Source organism: Pelomonas caseinilytica (assembly GCF_021353235.1).
Taxonomy (GTDB): domain Bacteria; phylum Pseudomonadota; class Gammaproteobacteria; order Burkholderiales; family Burkholderiaceae_C; genus Pelomonas; species Pelomonas caseinilytica.
Map to the genome: position 1 here is coordinate 291873 of NZ_JAJTWT010000002.1, position 16368 is coordinate 308240.

Genomic DNA, 16368 nt, shown 5'->3' on the forward strand with positions numbered 1-16368 from the left:
TCAGTAGGCGGAGGTCGAGGCGGCCGAGGCGGCGCCTGAAAGGACGGCTTCGATGTCGGTGAGCAGGCCGCTCGCTCCGAAGCGCAGGCGCTGCGGGTTCAGGGCCGCGGCACCGAGGATGGCCTCGGCCTGGGCGATGTAGCCGGCGGCGTCCGCCACCGAGCGCACGCCGCCCGAGGCCTTGAAGCCGGCGGAGGACAGGCCGCTGGCCTTGATCTCCTTGAGCATCACGGCGGCGGCTTCCGGCGTGGCGCCGGTCTTCGTCTTGCCGGTGCTGGTCTTGACGAAGTCGGCACCGGCGGCCAGGGCCAGGCGCGTGGCTTGGGCGATGCGGTCGGCGGAACCCAGCTCGCCAGACTCGATGATGACCTTGAGCGTCAGCGGGCGGCTGGCGAACCGCACCTCCGACAGGAACTCCGCGACCTCGGTGGTCTGGTCCGCCAGCAGCGCGCGCCAGGGCAGCACCACGTCGACCTCGTCACCGCCAGCCTGGGCGATCTCGGCCACGTCGGCCAGGGCCCGCGGCAGGTCCAGGGCACCGTCGGGGAAGTCCGCCACGGCCGCCACCTTGATCGCGGCGGGAAGCGCGGCCCGGGCCTGCGCGACGAAGCGCGGCCAGACGCAGACGGCAGCCACCGGGCCGTGGGCCGTCTGCGCGCGCCGGCACAGGGCCTCGATGTCGGCTGCGGTGTCGGCGTCGTTCAGGCTGGTGAGGTCCAGGCAGGCCAGGGCCGTGCGGGCCGCGGCCTTCAGTTCGGTTTTGGGGTCGGCCTTCACAGCGTCAGCTCGGCGAAGCTGGCGACCAGGGCCGCCAGGAAGGCCGCCGCGCGCTCGCCCGACATCTGCGCCTGCTTGAGCGTCAGGTCGTGGGTCAGCGCCTCGGCCGACAGGCCGGCCGCCATGTTGGTCATCAGGGCCAGGCCCATGACCTTGAGGCCGGCGTGGCGGGCCAGGATGGTCTCGGGCACGGTGCTCATGCCGACGGCGTCCGCGCCCCAGGCCGCGAACATGCGGATCTCGGCGGGCGTCTCGAACTGCGGGCCCAGGGCCCAGCAGTAGACGCCCTCGCCCAGCATGAGGTTCTCGCGCTTGGCCAGCGCCAGCGCGTGCTGGCGCAGTTCGGGGTCGTAGGCACCCACCATGTCGACGAAGCGCTGGCTGCCGGGCTCGCCCACCAGCGGGCTGCGCTGCGGCGCATTGATGTGGTCTGCGATCAGCATCAGGCTGCCGGGCGGCATATGGCTGCGCAGCGAGCCCGAGGCATTGGTCTGCAGCAGCAGCTTGACGCCCCAGCGCTTGAGGGTGCGCAGGGCGCCGGCCATGCCCGTGCACTCGCCGCTTTCGTAGGTGTGGGCCCGGCCGCGCAGCATGATGACGCGCTGGCCGCCGATGCGGCCGCAGACGACCTCGTTGACGTGGCCTTCCACCTTGGGCTGGGGAAAGGCAGGCAGCTCGGTGTAGGGCAGCGCCTTGGCATCCTGCACGTGGCTGACGGCGCCGGCCCAGCCGGAGCCGAGGACGACGGCGACTTCAGGGGCGGCGCCGAACAGGGATTGCAGCTTGTCGACGCTCGCGGCGATCGCGACGTCGAGGGTCTTGTTGTCGATCATGGGAAACCTCAGAAGTTCAGATGACTGGGCCCGAAGCTGTGGGGCAGCAGTTCGGCCAGGGTCCAGCGTTGGCGGATGCCGCCGGGGTCGCCGGCGATGATGACGAGCTCCTCGGGCACCGAGAACTCGCGCAGCTTCTGGCGGCAGCCGCCGCAGGGGGTGATGATGTCCGGGCCGGGGCCGGTGACGAGGGCGACCCGGGCCTGCTTGCCGCCGGCCATGATCATGGCCGTCAGCGCCGAGGGCTCTGCGCACCAGCCCTGGGGGTAGGAGGCGTTCTCCATGTTGGCGCCGATGTGGATGCGGCCCTGCTCGTCCAGGATGGCCACGCCGACCTTGTACTTCGAGTAGGGCGAATGCGAGAACTCGCGGGCGCGCAGGGATTCGGCGAGCAGCCGGTCCAGCAGGTCTTGGGAGAGGTCCATCAGCGTTCCTTCACGTAGGGCCGGCCCAGGGCCTTGGGCGCGATCGCCGAGCCGATGAAGCCGGCCAGCAGCACGACGGTCAGGATGTAGGGCAGCGCCTGGATCAGTTGCACCGGCACCTCGCCGACGCCCGGAAGCTGCACGCCCTGCATGCGGATGGCGACCGCGTCCAGGAAGCCGAACAGCAGGCAGGCCGCCATCGTGGGCAGTGGCTTCCATTTGCCGAAGATCATCGCGGCCAGGGCGATGAAGCCGCGGCCGGCCGTCATGTTGGGCGAGAAGGAGGCGTTCTGGGCCAGCGTCAGGTAAGAGCCCGCCAGGCCGCAGAGCACGCCGTTCATCAGCAGGGCCTGGTAGCGCAGGGCCTGCACGGACATGCCGGCCGCCTCCACCATGGCCGGGTTCTCGCCGACGGCGCGCAGCCGCAGCCCCGGCCGCGTGCGCTCGAGGAAGAACCACACCGCCGCCACCATCAGGAAGGCGACATAGACCAGGACGTTATGGCTGAGCAGGCCGTGGCCGAAGACGGAGGCGAGCCAGTGCCCGGGCTGAGGCTCGGCGAAGGCCGGCGCGAGGGCCGTGAGGCGCACCTCGGGGTCGATGGGCGGCGTCTGCCCGCCCTGCTGGAACCAGGCGATGCCGAGCACCACCGTCAGGCCCGCGGCGATCATGTTCAGCGCCACGCCGGAGACGACCTGGTCGCCGCGGTGGGTGACGCAGGCGAAGCCATGCAGCAGCGACGCCAGGCAGGCCACGCCGACGGCGGCGAGCAGGCCCAGGCCGGTCGAGTGGGTGACCGAGGCCGTCGCGGCGGCAGCGAAGGCGGCAAAAAGCATCTTGCCTTCCAGGCCGAGGTCGACGACGCCCGAACGCTCCGACAGCACGCCGGCCATGGCGCACAGCAGCAGCGGCGCGCTGACGCGCAGCGTCGACGCCAGCACCGAGGCGATCAGGACTTCATCCACGGCGGCCTCCCTTCAGTGCCGCGTAGACGCGGGCGAACAGCGGCGCGCTGACCGTGGCCATCGCCCCCGAGAACAGCACGATCAGGCCCTGGGCCGTCACCACCATCTCGCGGCTGAAGCCCTGCAGCTCGAAGCTCACCTCGACGCCGCCCTGGTAGAGCACGCCGAAGAGCAGCGAGGCCAGCACGATGCCCACCGGATGGTTGCGGCCCATCAGCGAGACGGCGATGCCGGTGAAGCCGGCGCCAGCCACGAAGTCCAGCGTCAGCTTGCCCTGCACGCCGGAGATCTCGTTGATGCCCACCATGCCGGCGAGGGCCCCCGACAGCGCCATGGCGAGCAGGATCTGGGCGCGCGGCCGGATGCCGGCGTAGTGCGCCGCCCGCGGCGCGCTGCCGACGGCCCGCACCGCGTAGCCGGCGGCGCTGCGCCAGAGGAACCAGGCGACGAAGACGCAGGCCGCGAGGGCGATGAGCAGGCTGAGATTGAGTGGCGAGGACGGCAGCTCGACGCCGAAGGCGGCGGCGATCTGGTGCAGCGCCGGCATGCGGGCGCTGGCGGCGAATTCGGCCGACTCCACCGCCATGCTGTCCGCCGGGCGCAGCCAGTTCACGAGGAGGTAGCCGTTCAGGCCCGCCGCCAGGAAGTTGAACATGATGGTCGTGATGACGATGTGGCTGCCGCGCCAGGCCTGCAGATAGGCCGGCAGCGCCGCCCACAGCATGCCGAACAGGGCCGCGGCCACGACCAGCAGCGGCAACAGCACCACGGCCGGCAGCTTCGGCCCCAGCCACAAGGCCGCCAGGGCCACGCCGATGCCGCCCAGCGTCGCCTGCCCTTCCCCGCCGATGTTGAACAGACCGGCATGGATGGCCACCGCGACCGCCAGGCCGGTGAAGATGAAGGTCGTCGCGTAATAGAGCGAATAGCCCAGGCCGCGCACGCTGCCGAGGGCACCGTTGATCAGCACCGCCAGCGCCTGCCAGGGGCTGTGCCCGATGACCATGACGACGAGGCCGGCCACCGCCAGGGCGACGGCCAGGTTCCACAGCGGCAGCAGGCCGATGTCGATCCACTTCGGAAGTTGGATGGGCTGGCTCATTGGCAACGCCCAGGAACACAGCCACAGAGGCACAGAGGCACAGAGAGGGCGTCATGGAGGCCCCTCTGTGCCTCTGTGCCTCTGTGGCTTTGTTTGAATTCGCTTTGCATGTCAGGCTGCTTCTTGTGATGCCATCAACAGGCCCAGACGCCGTTCGTCGCATTCGTCGATCGCCAGCTCGCCGGTGATGCGGCCGCAGTTCATGACGACGACGCGGTCGGCCAGGGCCAGGATCTCGTCGAGCTCGCTGCTGACCAGCAGCACCGCGCAGCCGGCGTCGCGCAGCGCGCGCAACTGGCCGTGGATGAATTCGATGGCGCCGATGTCCACGCCCCGCGTGGGCTGGCCCACCAGCAACACCGTCGGCGCCTCGCCGATCTCGCGGGCGAGGATGAGCTTTTGCTGGTTGCCGCCGGAGAACTTGCTGGAGCCGAGGTTCTCGTCGCGCGGGCGCACGTCGAAGCGCTCCTGCATGCGCCGGGTCGCCTCGCGCATGGCGGCATGGTCCATGGACGCGCCGCGGCGGTACTTGGGCAGGTCCTGGTAGCCCAGCACGGCTGATTCCCAGGCCGGGAAGCTCATCACCAGCCCGACGGCGTGCCGGTCCTCGGGCACGTGGGCCAGGCGCAAGGTGCGGGCGCGGGCGGTGTCCAGCCAGGCCTCGGGCGTGAAGGCGGTGCCGCCGAGTTCCAGCCGCCCGCCCTCGGGCGCGCGCAGGCCCGACAGCACCTCCAGCAGCTCGCTCTGCCCGTTGCCCGAGACGCCCGCCACGCCGACGATCTCGCCCGCCTTGAGGGTCAGGCCCACGTCCTTCAGCGCGGCGACGCCGTTGGCATGCCTGAGGCTCAGGCCGGTGGCCTGCAGGCGCACCTCGCCGGCGTGGACCTCCAGGCCCTCGGGGCGGCCCAGCGTCACCTTGCGGCCGACCATGGACTCCGCCAGGGACGCCTCGCTCCAGCCCGAAATGGGCCGGGTCTCGACGACCTGCCCGGCCCGCATCACCGTCACGGCGCTGCACAGGTTCATCACCTCGCGCAGCTTGTGCGTGATGAGGATGAGGGTGGTGCCGAGCTGCTGCAGCCGGCGCAGCGTGACGAAGAGCTGGTCGGTCTCCTGCGGCGTCAGCACCGCGGTCGGCTCGTCCAGGATGAGGATGCGGGCGCCGCGGTAGAGGGCCTTGAGGATCTCCAGCCGCTGCAGTTCGCCGACGGGCAGGTCGCCGACCAGGGCATCGAGGTGGACCTGCAGGCCGGTCTCGGCCATCAGCGCTTCCAGCCTGGCCCTGACCTTGGCCTTGGACGGCGCCAGGAAGAAGCCGCCCTCCGCGCCCAGCATGATGTTCTCGAGGCAGCTCAGCGTGTCGACCAGCATGAAGTGCTGGTGGACCATGCCGATACCCAACTGGATGGCCTGCTGGGAGTTGGCGATGTGCACGCGCCGGCCGCCGAGCTCGATGTGCCCCGAGTCGGCGTGGTAGTAGCCGTACAGGATGGCCATCAGGGTGCTCTTGCCGGCACCGTTCTCGCCGACCAGGCCGTGCACGCTGCCCGCGGCGATGTCGAAGGACACCTCGCGGTTGGCCTGCACGGCGCCGAAGCGCTTTGAGATGCCCTGCAGGCGGACGGCCGGCAGGGTGTCGCTGGCGGGGCCGCTCACGGCGCCGCTCAGAACTTGCAGGCGTTGTCGGCCATGTAGTCGGCCACCTTGATCTTGCCGCCGACGATGTCGGCCTTGATCGCCTCGACCTTGGCCTTGAGCTGGGGCGTCACGAGCTTGGCGTTGTTCTCGTCGAGCGCGTAGTCGACGCCGGCTTCCTTCAGGCCCAGCACCTGCACGCCGGGCTTCCAGGCCTTGAGCACGTTGTAGACGGCCACGTCCACGTGCTTGACCATGGAGGTCAGCATGGTGCCGGGCTGCAGGTGGTTCTGGTTGCTGTCCACGCCGATGGCGAGCTTGCCGGCGTCCTTGGCCGCCTGGTAGACGCCCACGCCCGTGCCGCCGGCCGCGGCGAAGACCACGTCCGAACCCTTGGCGAACTGCGCCTTGGCCAGTTCACCGCCGCGGGTCGGGTCGTTCCAGGCCGTGGAGGTGGTGCCCGTCATGTTGGCGAAGACCTCGATCTTGGGGTTGGTGGCCTTGGCGCCCTGCTCGTAGCCGCACTGGAACTTGCGGATCAGCGGGATGTCCATGCCGCCCACGAAGCCGACCTTGCCGGTCTTGCTGACCAGGGCCGCCATGGCACCGACGAGGTAGCTGCCCTCGTGCTCCTTGAAGAGCACGGACTGCACGTTGGGCAGGTCGACCTTGGCGTCGATGATGGCGAACTGGGTCTTGGGGAAGTCCTTGGCCACCTGCTGCAGGGCCGAGGCCTGGGCGAAGCCGATGCTGATGATGGGGCTGGCGCCCCGCTCGGCCATGCGCCGGATGGCCTGCACGCGCTGGGTGTCGTTGCTGATCTCGAACTCGAGATAGGCCTTGCCCGATTCCTTCTTCCAGCGTTCGGCGCCCTGGTAGCCGGCCTGGTTGAAGGATTTGTCGAACTTGCCGCCCATGTCGAAGATCACCGCGGGCTGGGACTGGGCCATGGCCTGGGCGGCGCCGCAGGCGAGCGACAGGGCCAGGGAAAGACGAGTCAGGGTGGACGTCATGGGGCGGGAGGCGTTGTTCCGGCGAAAGGGGCGCATTGTAGAAAACATCCCTCAAGTTTTACTGACTAGGAAAACACCGATTCACCCGGCCTTGGCGCGCCGCAGCTTGCGGTGGGCCGACCGGGCGTGCGGCAGCCAGCCGAGTGTCGCCCATCGCCGCCACATCAGCAGGCCGCGTATCCACTCGTCGGCGGCATAGGCGATCCACACCCCCTCCAGGCCCCAGCCCAGGTGCACGCCCAGGAACCAACTGCCCCCGGCCAGCACCACGGCCATGGAGGCCGCCCCGGCGGCGACGGGGTAGCGGGCGTCGCCCGTGGCGCGCAGCGCGTTGATGACGACGAGGTTGAAGGTGCGGCCGGGCTCCAGCAGCACCGTCCACCACAGCAGCCGGCAGCCGAGTTCGATGATCTGCGGGTCGGACGTGAAGCGGGCCAGCAGCCAGGGCCCGGCGAGCGCGAAGCTGCCCGCCACCAGGAAGGCCACCACGAAGCCCAGGCGCAGCGACTTGCGCACCAGCCTGTGGGCGGCATGCAACTGGCCGGCCCCGATCATGTGGCCTACCAGGATCTCCACCGCGAAGCCCATGGCCAGCCCGAACATCAGGATCACGTGCAGGAACTGCACCGTGTAGGCATGGGTGGCCAGCGCATGGGCGCCGAGCTGGGCCACCGCCGCCAGGCTGATCATGAAGGCCAGCCGCCAGGAGATGTTCTCGGCGGCGCCCGGCACGCCGATGTGCAGCACCGTGGCCAGCGGTGCGCGCACCAGGCGCCACCAGTCCGGCCCGCGCAGCCGCAGGCCCAGGCGCGAACGCCACAGCATGATGTGCAGCACCAGGCCGGTGCCGCGGCCGAAGAGGCAGGCCAGGGCATAGCCGACCAGGCCGAGGTGGGGCATGGCCAGCAGCGCGACCGTCAGCGTCACGAGCTGGATGGCGACCACCACCATCAGCGCCTCCCGGCTGCGCAAGTGGGCCCGCATGACGCTGGCCATGGTGGCGTTGAGCGCATCCAGCAGCAGGGCCGGGGCCAGGGCGCGCAGCAGGCCGGCGGCCAGCGGCGCCACCTCCGGCGGCGCATTGACGAGGGCGAGCATCGGCCCGGCGGCGGCCAGCGCCACCACGGCACCGCCGAGGCCCAGCCAGGTGCTCGCGCCGACGGTGGCCCGGGCGACGGCATCGGCCTGCTCGCGCCGGCCCGCGCCGAGCGCCTGGGTCACCGCGACGCTGACGCCAGCGCCGATCACCCGGAACAGCACGAAAAGCGCCGCGAACACCTGGTTGGCCAGGCCGAAGGCGGCGCCGCTGTTGTCCGACAGCCGGGCCGCCAGCCCCGTGCCGACCACGCCGATGCCTATGCCCAGCAACAGCTCCAGCAGCAGCGGCCAGGTCAGCGGAAAGAGGCGGGGGCGAGCGTAGGGAAGGGTCATGGCCGAGTCCGATCGGCGGGATTCACACAGGTCAAGGCAAGCTCGCCAAAATGGACCGCATGCTAAAGGAGTAACCATGCCGAAACCTGCCGCCCACGCGTTCGCCGCCACCCGGGCCGAGTTCAACACCGCCTCCGGCAAGACCGGGCGCTATTTCTCGCTGCCCCGCCTCGCCGAGGCCTACCCGAACGTCGCGCGCATGCCGGTGTCGCTGCGCATCGTGCTGGAGAGCGTGCTGCGCAACTGCGACGGCAGGAAGGTCACGCGCGAGCACGTCGAGCAGCTCGCCAACTGGAAGCCGGTGGCCGAGCGGGTCGACGAGATTCCCTTCGTCGTCGCCCGCGTGGTGCTGCAGGACTTCACCGGCGTGCCGCTGCTGGCCGACCTCGCGGCCATGCGCAACGTGGCCGCCGACCTCGGCAAGGACCCCAAGACCATCGAGCCCCTGGTGCCCGTGGACCTGGTGGTGGACCACAGCGTCATGATCGACCACTACGGCAGCAACCAGGCGCTGGACCTGAACATGAAGCTGGAGTTCGAGCGCAACCGCGAGCGCTACGAATTCATGAAGTGGGGCATGCAGGCCTTCGACACCTTCGGCGTCGTGCCGCCCGGCTTCGGCATCGTCCACCAGGTCAACCTGGAATACCTCGCCCGTGGCGTGCACAGGAACAAGGCGGGCGTCTACTACCCCGACAGCCTCGTCGGCACCGACAGCCACACCACCATGATCAACGGCATCGGCGTCGTCGCCTGGGGCGTGGGCGGCATCGAGGCCGAGGCCGGCATGCTCGGCCAGCCGGTCTACTTCCTGACGCCCGACGTCGTCGGCTTCGAGCTGACGGGCCAGCTGCGCGAAGGCGTGACGGCCACCGACCTGGTGCTCACCGTCACCGAGCTGCTGCGCAGGCACAAGGTGGTGGGCAAGTTCGTCGAGTTCTTCGGCGAGGGCACCGAGAGCCTGTCGGTGCCCGACCGCGCCACCATCGCCAACATGGCGCCCGAGTACGGCGCCACCATGGGCTTCTTCCCGGTCGACGCCAAGACGGTGGACTACTTCCGCGGCACCGGCCGCACGGACGCGGAGATCGAGGCCTTCGAGGCCTACTGGCGGGCCCAGCAGATGTTCGGCATCCCGAAGAAGGGCGAGCTGGACTACAGCGCCGTCGTCTCGCTGGACCTGGGCACGGTCGCGCCCAGCCTCGCCGGCCCCAAGCGCCCGCAGGACCGCATCGAGATCACGCAGCTGTCCTCGCGCTTCGCGGAGCTGTTCAGCAAGCCCATCGCCGACAACGGCTTCAACCAGCCGGCCGACAAGCTCGCCCAGACCTTCAGGACCGATTCCGGCCTCGAGATCCGCAACGGCGACGTGCTGATCGCCGCCATCACCTCCTGCACCAACACCAGCAACCCGGGCGTGCTGCTGGCCGCCGGCCTGCTCGCCAGGAAGGCCGTCGAGGCCGGGCTGGTGGTGCAGCCCCACATCAAGACCTCGCTGGCGCCCGGCTCGCGTATCGTCACCGAATACCTGCGCAAGGCCGGCCTGCTGCCCTACCTGGAAAAGCTCGGCTTCAACGTCGCCGCCTACGGCTGCACGACCTGCATCGGCAACGCCGGCGACCTGGCGCCCGAACTCAACAAGGTCATCCAGGACAACGACCTCGTCTGCGCCGCCGTGCTGTCGGGCAACCGCAACTTCGAGGCCCGCATTCACCCCAACCTCAAGGCCAACTTCCTGGCCAGCCCGCCGCTGGTGGTGGCCTACGCCATCGCCGGCAACGTGACGCGCGACCTGATGACGCAACCGGTCGGCATCGGCAGCGGCGGCCGGCCGGTCTACCTCGGCGACATCTGGCCCACCAGCGACGAGGTCTACCAGCTGATGAAGTACGCCATGGACCCCAAGGCCTTCAAGGCCAACTACGACAAGGTCGCCAGGGAACCCGGCAAGCTCTGGGACGCCATCCAGGGCGTGCACGGCCAGGTCTACGACTGGCCACGCAGCACCTACATCGCCCGGCCGCCCTTCTTCGAGCACTTCACCATGCAGCCGCCGCCGCTGGAGGCCGGGGTGAAGGGCGCGCGCATCATGGCCCTCTTCGGCGACTCCATCACCACCGACCACATCAGCCCTGCCGGCTCCTTCAAGGAGACCACGCCGGCCGGCAAGTTCCTCATCGAGAACGGCGTCGCCAAGGCCGACTTCAACTCCTATGGCGCCCGCCGGGGCAACCACGAGGTGATGATGCGTGGCACCTTCGCCAACGTGCGCGTCAAGAACCTCATGCTGCCCGCGCGGCCCGACGGCTCCCGCGACGAGGGCGGCTACACGCTGAAGGACGGCGAGAAGACCACCATCTACGAAGCCGCCATGGCCTACATCGCCGAGGGCACGCCGACCGTGGTCTTCGCCGGCGAGGAATACGGCACCGGCTCGAGCCGCGACTGGGCCGCCAAGGGCACGCTGCTGCTGGGCATCAAGGCCGTCGTCGCGCGCAGCTTCGAGCGCATCCACCGCAGCAACCTCATCGGCATGGGCGTGCTGCCTCTGCAGTTCAAGAGCGGCGTCAGCTGGGAGACGCTGGGGCTCACCGGCAGCGAGGTCATCGACATCGCGCTGGCCGACGACATCCGCCCCCAGGGCGACGCGTCCATGACCATCACCCGCCCCGACGGCAGCACCCAGGCCGTGCCCCTGACCCTGCGCATCGATACCGCCATCGAGGTCGACTACTACCGCCACGGCGGCATCCTGCCCTTCGTGCTGCGCCAGCTCCTGGCCGCCTGAGCCCCGGCGGCGCCCGCCTGTCCAGACATCTTTCCGGGACAGGTTTGTCCCACGACACGCGGGCGGGTCCGCTCAACAGAATCGCCAGCTCCATCCCACCAGCGCCCCCTCCCGGGGGCCGACAGGAGCTTGCATGAAGACCTGGTCCAAGTTCTCCGCAGCCACCCTCGCCGTGCTGGCCGCCGGCAGCAGCCATGCCGCCAGCACCGGCTGCCTCGACGTGCGCGTGAGCAGCGCGTCGCCCATCCTGCGCGGCGACGTGGACGTCCACGTGGACGTCGCCGTCACCAACCTCTGCCGCGTGCCGGTGCAGGTGCTGCGCTGGCAGCTGCCCAGCGACGCCATGAGCGGCGCCCTCTTCACCGTCACGCGCGACGACCGCCCCGTGCGCTACACCGGCCCCGTGGTCAAGCGCGCCCCGCCCACGGCCAAGGACTATGTCCAGATCGCCGCCGGCGCCACACTGAACTACCAGGTCGAGCTGACCGGCCAGTACGACTTCAGCCGCAACGGCCGCTACGCCATCGAGTTCCACAGCGACCGCGGCACCCATGGCTCCGGCGCCCAGGCCCTGCACAGCGCCACGGCCGCCTACCTGTGGGCCGAAGGCCGCAACGAACGCCTGGAGTCCGCCAACGCCGACGACGCGGCAGCCCTGGCCGCGGCGCCCACCGCCACGGCCGCCGCCGCCAGCATCAGCTACACCGGCGCTTGCACCAGCAGCCAGAAGTCCACCCTGGCCCAGGCGGTCACGGCAGCCACCGACTACAGCGCCAGCTCGGCCACCTACCTCAGCGGCACGCCCTCGGCCACGCCGCGCTACACGAGCTGGTTCGGCGCCTACACGCAAACGCGCTGGAACACCGCCAAGGACCATTTCGTCAAGGCCCGCAACGCCTTCCAGACCGCCGCGCTGACGCTGGACTGCAGCTGCAAGGACAGCGGCACCTATGCCTACGTCTATCCGACCCAGCCGTACAAGATCTACGTCTGCGGCGCCTTCTGGAGCGCGCCCATGACGGGCACCGACAGCAAGGGCGGCACGCTGGTGCACGAGATGATGCACTTCAACGTCGTCGCCAGCACCGACGACTGGGCCTACGGCCAGTCGGCCGCGCTGAGCCTCGCCCAGTCCAACCCCACGAAGGCCCTGGACAACTCGGACAACCACGAATACTTTGCCGAGAACAACCCCTTCAAGAACTGACCCGCCCGCACGGGACCCCGGTTAGGCTAGCCGCATGAAGGTACTGCACCGCCTGCCCGGGCTCCTGATGCTGATGGCGGCCCCGCTGGCCCAGGCCGGCGGCGGCATGCCTGCGCCAGCGGAACTGGCCTGCCGCTTCGAGGCGACGACCGATGCGGCCGGTCAAGTGATGCTGAAGTTCACGCTGCGCAACGCCGGCTCGCGCGAGCTTCACCTGCTGCGCTGGGGCAGCCCCTTCGAGGGCGCCTGGTTCGCGCCCTTCGTGCGCGCCAGCACGGCTCAGGGCGAGCTGCCCTTCCAGGGTGCCCTGCGCAAGCGTGGCGACCCGTCGGCCCAGGACTACTTGCGCCTGGCCCCCGGGCAGGCGCTGAGCGCTGAGCTGCCCCTGGCCGACGCCTACGCCCTGCCCGCCTCCGGCCCCGTCACGCTGCGCGCCGCCTGGCGCTGGCACGACGTGATGGCCAGCGGCACGCCGCCGCGCCCGCGGGACCGCCACCAGGGCCGGGACCAGGCTTGCGGCGAGCTGACGCTGGCACGCTGACCGCACTGACTTGGCGCTGGGCGGCAGGGCCCTGCCCTAAGCTGCGACCCTTTTGTCGCAAGACCGCCACCACCGCCCATGCACCGACTTCCCGGCCTCGACCTGCTGCGCAGCATCGCCATCGTCTGGGTGATGCTCTTCCACAGCTTCCTGGTGGACGGCCTGGGGCCGCGCTTCGAATGGCTGTCCCGCTTCGGCTGGGCCGGCGTGGACATCTTCTTCGTGCTCAGCGGCTTCCTGATCGGCTCGCAGCTGCTGCGTGGCCTGCAGCGCGGCGAGCCGCTGTCGTTGCTCGACTTCTACCGCCGCCGGGCCTGGCGCATCCTGCCGGCCTTCGCCGTCGTGCTGGCCGTCTACGTCGCCTTCCCGGTCCTGCGCGAGGCGCCGGGGCTGGCACCGTGGTGGCAGTTCACCAGCTTCACCCTCAACCTGCTGATCGACTACGGTAGCAGCCCGGCCTTCTCGCACGCCTGGTCGCTGTGCGTGGAGGAGCACTTCTATCTCGTCTTCCCGCTGCTGGCCGGGGCGATGGCGGGACGCGCCACGGCGCGCGGCGTGGCGGCGCTGGCGCTCGCCCTCGTGCTCGGCGGCATTGCGCTACGCACGGGCGTCTGGCTGCACGATGCCGCCCTGCAGCCGGAGCGCAACTGGTTCATCGAGGACATCTACTACCCGACCTGGATGCGCCTGGACGGGCTGCTCGTGGGGGTGGTGCTCGCGGCGCTGCGCGCCTGGCGGCCCACCGTCTGGGCGCGGCTGCAGGCCCGCTCGACCTGGCTGCTCTTCGCCGGCCTCGCCCTGGCCGCCCTGGCCTTCTGGCTGTTCCGCGACCGCACGGGCCTCGTCGCCAACGCGCTGGGCTGGCCGCTGCTGTCCTGGGGCTTCGGCTTGCTGGTGCTCTCGGCCACGGCCGCAGACGGCTGGCTGGGCGGCCGGGCCGTGCCGGGCGCGGCCTGGCTCGCCGGCGTCTCCTACAGCCTCTACCTCAGCCACAAGCTGGCGATGCACGCGGTCCACGAATGGCTGGCCCCGCTGCTGCCGCTGCAGGGCATCGCCCTGTTCCCGGTCTATGCGGTCGCCATCCTGGTGCTGGGCGCGTCCCTGCACTACGGCATCGAGCGGCCCGGCCTGCGGCTGCGGGACCGCCTCGACCGCAACGCTGCGGTCAGTCGAACACCGGGATCAGATAGGGACGCCCGGCGACCAGCGTGACGACGCGCCGCGGCAGCCAGCCCAGCGGCTGGGTGCCGGCGCGCGTGACGCGGGCCACGGCGGCGCGTGCGGCGTCCAGCAGCGCCGACAGGCGCGGTCGCTCACCCCGGCACTTGGAGCGCGGGATCACGAGAGCCAGGTCGAGGCTGCCGGGGCCGCTCGCGTCGGGCGCGGCGACTTCGAGGCGGGCATTCACCACGAGGGTCATCGGCGTGCTCAGGGCGACGTCGAGGTCGGCGTCCACGACGTCATCGTCGGGCGCCACCGGCAAAGTCTGCAGCGGAAGCATGAAAGACGCGGGATTCTTGGACATGGGGCGCCATCCTGCCAGGCGCTCATGACACTTCCGTCGGGCGCATGGCAACGAAGCTGTAGGACGAGGCCGATTCGCTCAGCTGCGCACCGTCATCGCCCGGGCGTGGCGCACCGTCGGCGCGGCGAAGAGGCGGCCGATCAGGGTGCGGGCGAAAAAGTAGTCGTTGCGCAGCTTCTCGCCGAGGGCGTCCAGGCCGACGCGGCCACTCGGATCGCAGGGGATGTCAAGCCCGGCGTCGCCGGCGGTGAGCGGTTCGAAGTGAAGCAGATGGGTCGCCTGCTCGGCCTTGCGAGGGGTTGAGGCGGCAGGACTGGAAGGGGACAACCGGGACATCGTGACCTCCTTGGAGCGTGACGAGTGCATGGAAGCCACTCTGCCCCGGCCGCGCGGGTCAGCTTGTAGGCAGCCGGGTGCGGCCCGGGTGATGCCCGGCGCTTGTGCGTGTAGGAAGGGGCCTAGGGCCGCGGCGGCGTGGCCAGCACGGCGACGCTGAGTTCGAACCAGAAGCGGCTGCCCTCGCCCAGGCGGCTCTGCAGCCGGATCTCGCCGCCCATCATGCGCACCAGCTGGCGGCTGATGGCCAGGCCCAGGCCGGTGCCGGCCACGCGCTGCTCGGCGTTGCCCGCCTGCTCGAAGGGCTCGAAGAGGCGCTCCACCTGGTCCTCGGCGATACCCACGCCGGTGTCCTCCACCTCGAAGCGGATCAGCGCCTGGCCGTCGCCGGCCGGGGCCAGCGCCAGCGCGCGCAGCGTCACGCCGCCGGCGTGGGTGAACTTCACCGCGTTGCCGAGCAGGTTGAGCAGGATCTGGCTGAGGCGCTTCTCGTCGGCCAGCACCAGGGCGGGCAAGGCCGGGTCGAGTTCGAGCTCCAGCGTGATCTGCTTGCCTACCGCCATGACCTTGACGATGTCGACGACGGCCTGCAGCCGTGCGGCAAGCTCCACCGGCGCGAGGCGCAGCTCGGCCTTGCCGGCCTCGATGCGCGACAGGTCGAGGATGTCGACGATCAGCGTCAACAGGTGCTGGCCGCTGCCGTGGATGATGTCCAGCCCGCTGCGCTGCTTGGCGGTCAGGTTGGTGTCCATCTTGAGGATCTGCGCATAGCCCATGACGGCATTCAGCGGCGTGCGCAGCTCATGGCTCATGCGGGCGAGGAACTGGCTCTTGGCGCGGCTGGCCACCTCGGCGCGCTCCTTGGCCGCGACCAGCTCCAGCGTGCGCTCGCGCACCAGTTCCTCGAGGTGGTCGCGATGGGCGGCCAGCTCGGTCTCGCGTTCCTGCAGCGAGGCGATCATCCGGTTGAAGGTGTCGGCCATGGCAGCGATGTCACGCGGACCGCCGGCGGGCGCGCGGGCGTCGCTGTCGCCACGCTCGACGCGCTCCATCGCCTTGGACAGGGCCGCCAACGGACGCGTCAGGCGCAGCGCCAGGAAGCGCACCGCGAAGAGGAAGAGCAGCGCCGACACCAGCGCCACGCCGAAGTTGGCGACGAAGAGGGAGGCCTGGGTGCGGCGCAACGTGGACTTGCTGAGGATGACCCGCACATGGCCCAGCAACTGGGCCGGCTTGAGGGTGACGTCGAAGGGCGAGGCCTCGGGCCGCGTCCACACCGGCGCGGCGAAGGCCCAGCTGTCCTCGGTTTCCTGGTCCAGCCAGGGTTCGCTGGCCGCGCGTGCCGGCGGGGCGGCCTCTGCCAGGACGTTGCGGCCCGGGCCCAGCGCCGCCAGCAGCCGGCCGTGGGTGTCGCGGATCTCGATGGCCATCACGTCCGGAAAGGCCAGCGACGCCCGCACCGCCTCGTCGGCGTTGTCGGCCGAGGCGTAGAGCAGGGCCAGCGAACTGTTGGAGGCGAGGTTGGCGGCGATCCGGCCGCCCTGCTCCATCAGCATGGCCCGCACCTGGCGCCCGCCCTGCCAGGCATTGACGGCAGCCACCACCAGGGCCAGGCAGAAGGCCGCGAGCGTGACGGCCACGTTGAGGTGGCGGCGGAAGGAGGTCTCGCGCAGCCAGCGCGCGTAGACGTTGAGCGGCCAGGGCCGCTGCACGGCATCCGGCGCCGGGCCCGCAGCGCCCTCGCGCAGCAGGGCAGGCGGCTGGCTGTCGAGTGGTTGGGTGGGCGACAA

The 16368-nt window shown here is 70.5% G+C and carries 15 protein-coding genes; 4 read left to right on the plus strand and 11 right to left on the minus strand.

Annotation, left to right across the window (positions count from 1 at the left end; genetic code table 11):
- From deoC to LXT12_RS05210, 8 genes are all read right to left on the minus strand, one after another.
- Nucleotides 1-777 (minus strand): deoxyribose-phosphate aldolase, encoded by a 777-nt coding sequence (deoC, locus tag LXT12_RS05175; RefSeq protein WP_233390126.1) that lies wholly within the window; start codon nt 775-777, stop codon nt 1-3.
- Nucleotides 774-1610: a purine-nucleoside phosphorylase gene (locus LXT12_RS05180; RefSeq protein ID WP_233390128.1), complete on the minus strand. Its 837-nt coding sequence runs from the start codon at nt 1608-1610 to the stop codon at nt 774-776. The genes deoC and LXT12_RS05180 overlap by 4 nt, the downstream gene beginning before the upstream one ends.
- A gap of 8 nt (nt 1611-1618) precedes the next feature.
- The gene (gene cdd / locus LXT12_RS05185; protein WP_233390130.1) at nt 1619-2035 is read right to left on the minus strand and encodes a cytidine deaminase; all 417 of its coding nucleotides are present in this window, start codon (nt 2033-2035) and stop codon (nt 1619-1621) included.
- Nucleotides 2035-3000 carry an ABC transporter permease gene (locus LXT12_RS05190; RefSeq protein WP_233390132.1) on the minus strand — a complete coding sequence of 322 codons (966 nt, stop codon included), beginning with the start codon at nt 2998-3000 and terminating at the stop codon, nt 2035-2037. The genes cdd and LXT12_RS05190 overlap by 1 nt, the downstream gene beginning before the upstream one ends.
- On the minus strand, nt 2993-4102 hold the full coding sequence (locus tag LXT12_RS05195; RefSeq protein ID WP_233390134.1) for an ABC transporter permease: 1110 nt from the start codon (nt 4100-4102) through the stop codon (nt 2993-2995). Before LXT12_RS05195 ends, LXT12_RS05190 begins: the two co-directional genes overlap by 8 nt.
- A 111-nt stretch (nt 4103-4213) precedes the next feature.
- Nucleotides 4214-5758 carry an ABC transporter ATP-binding protein gene (locus LXT12_RS05200; RefSeq protein WP_233390135.1) on the minus strand — a complete coding sequence of 515 codons (1545 nt, stop codon included), beginning with the start codon at nt 5756-5758 and terminating at the stop codon, nt 4214-4216.
- 8 nt (nt 5759-5766) lie between these two features.
- Nucleotides 5767-6750, minus strand: a complete 984-nt coding sequence (locus LXT12_RS05205; RefSeq protein WP_233390137.1) for a BMP family lipoprotein — start codon at nt 6748-6750, stop codon at nt 5767-5769.
- 81 nt (nt 6751-6831) lie between these two features.
- Nucleotides 6832-8181, minus strand: a complete 1350-nt coding sequence (locus tag LXT12_RS05210) for an MATE family efflux transporter (protein WP_233390138.1) — start codon at nt 8179-8181, stop codon at nt 6832-6834.
- Between the two features lie 76 nt (nt 8182-8257).
- Between LXT12_RS05210 and acnA the strand changes: the two genes are divergently transcribed.
- The 4 genes from acnA to LXT12_RS05230 all read left to right on the plus strand — a co-directional run bounded on the left by acnA (nt 8258) and on the right by LXT12_RS05230 (nt 13929).
- Nucleotides 8258-10969, plus strand: a complete 2712-nt coding sequence (gene acnA / locus LXT12_RS05215; RefSeq protein ID WP_233390141.1) for an aconitate hydratase AcnA — start codon at nt 8258-8260, stop codon at nt 10967-10969.
- Between the two features lie 133 nt (nt 10970-11102).
- Nucleotides 11103-12176 carry a M35 family metalloendopeptidase gene (locus LXT12_RS05220; protein ID WP_233390143.1) on the plus strand — a complete coding sequence of 358 codons (1074 nt, stop codon included), beginning with the start codon at nt 11103-11105 and terminating at the stop codon, nt 12174-12176.
- 34 nt (nt 12177-12210) lie between these two features.
- On the plus strand, nt 12211-12717 hold the full coding sequence (locus LXT12_RS05225; RefSeq protein WP_233390145.1) for a M35 family metalloendopeptidase: 507 nt from the start codon (nt 12211-12213) through the stop codon (nt 12715-12717).
- A 78-nt stretch (nt 12718-12795) separates the two neighbouring features.
- A complete protein-coding gene (locus LXT12_RS05230; protein WP_233390147.1) occupies nt 12796-13929 on the plus strand; it encodes an acyltransferase family protein in 1134 nt (377 codons plus the stop codon).
- Here the strand turns inward: LXT12_RS05230 and LXT12_RS05235 are convergent.
- From LXT12_RS05235 to LXT12_RS05245, 3 genes are all read right to left on the minus strand, one after another.
- A complete protein-coding gene (locus tag LXT12_RS05235; RefSeq protein WP_233390149.1) occupies nt 13883-14242 on the minus strand; it encodes a hypothetical protein in 360 nt (119 codons plus the stop codon). The genes LXT12_RS05230 and LXT12_RS05235 overlap by 47 nt on opposite strands.
- 78 nt (nt 14243-14320) lie before the next feature.
- On the minus strand, nt 14321-14578 hold the full coding sequence (locus LXT12_RS05240) for a hypothetical protein (protein ID WP_233390151.1): 258 nt from the start codon (nt 14576-14578) through the stop codon (nt 14321-14323).
- Nucleotides 14579-14700: 122 nt separating this feature from the next.
- The gene (locus LXT12_RS05245; RefSeq protein ID WP_233390154.1) at nt 14701-16368 is read right to left on the minus strand and encodes an ATP-binding protein; all 1668 of its coding nucleotides are present in this window, start codon (nt 16366-16368) and stop codon (nt 14701-14703) included.

Coding starts and splice junctions, on each gene's coding strand:
- LXT12_RS05180 (WP_233390128.1), bottom strand. CDS start 1,610: ATGATCGACAACAAGACCCTCGACGTCGCGATCGCCGCGAGCGTCGAC.
- LXT12_RS05195 (WP_233390134.1), bottom strand. CDS start 4,102: ATGAGCCAGCCCATCCAACTTCCGAAGTGGATCGACATCGGCCTGCTG.
- acnA (WP_233390141.1), top strand. CDS start 8,258: ATGCCGAAACCTGCCGCCCACGCGTTCGCCGCCACCCGGGCCGAGTTC.
- LXT12_RS05210 (WP_233390138.1), bottom strand. CDS start 8,181: ATGACCCTTCCCTACGCTCGCCCCCGCCTCTTTCCGCTGACCTGGCCG.
- cdd (WP_233390130.1), bottom strand. CDS start 2,035: ATGGACCTCTCCCAAGACCTGCTGGACCGGCTGCTCGCCGAATCCCTG.
- LXT12_RS05240 (WP_233390151.1), bottom strand. CDS start 14,578: ATGTCCCGGTTGTCCCCTTCCAGTCCTGCCGCCTCAACCCCTCGCAAG.
- LXT12_RS05205 (WP_233390137.1), bottom strand. CDS start 6,750: ATGACGTCCACCCTGACTCGTCTTTCCCTGGCCCTGTCGCTCGCCTGC.
- LXT12_RS05235 (WP_233390149.1), bottom strand. CDS start 14,242: ATGTCCAAGAATCCCGCGTCTTTCATGCTTCCGCTGCAGACTTTGCCG.
- LXT12_RS05220 (WP_233390143.1), top strand. CDS start 11,103: ATGAAGACCTGGTCCAAGTTCTCCGCAGCCACCCTCGCCGTGCTGGCC.
- LXT12_RS05230 (WP_233390147.1), top strand. CDS start 12,796: ATGCACCGACTTCCCGGCCTCGACCTGCTGCGCAGCATCGCCATCGTC.
- LXT12_RS05225 (WP_233390145.1), top strand. CDS start 12,211: ATGAAGGTACTGCACCGCCTGCCCGGGCTCCTGATGCTGATGGCGGCC.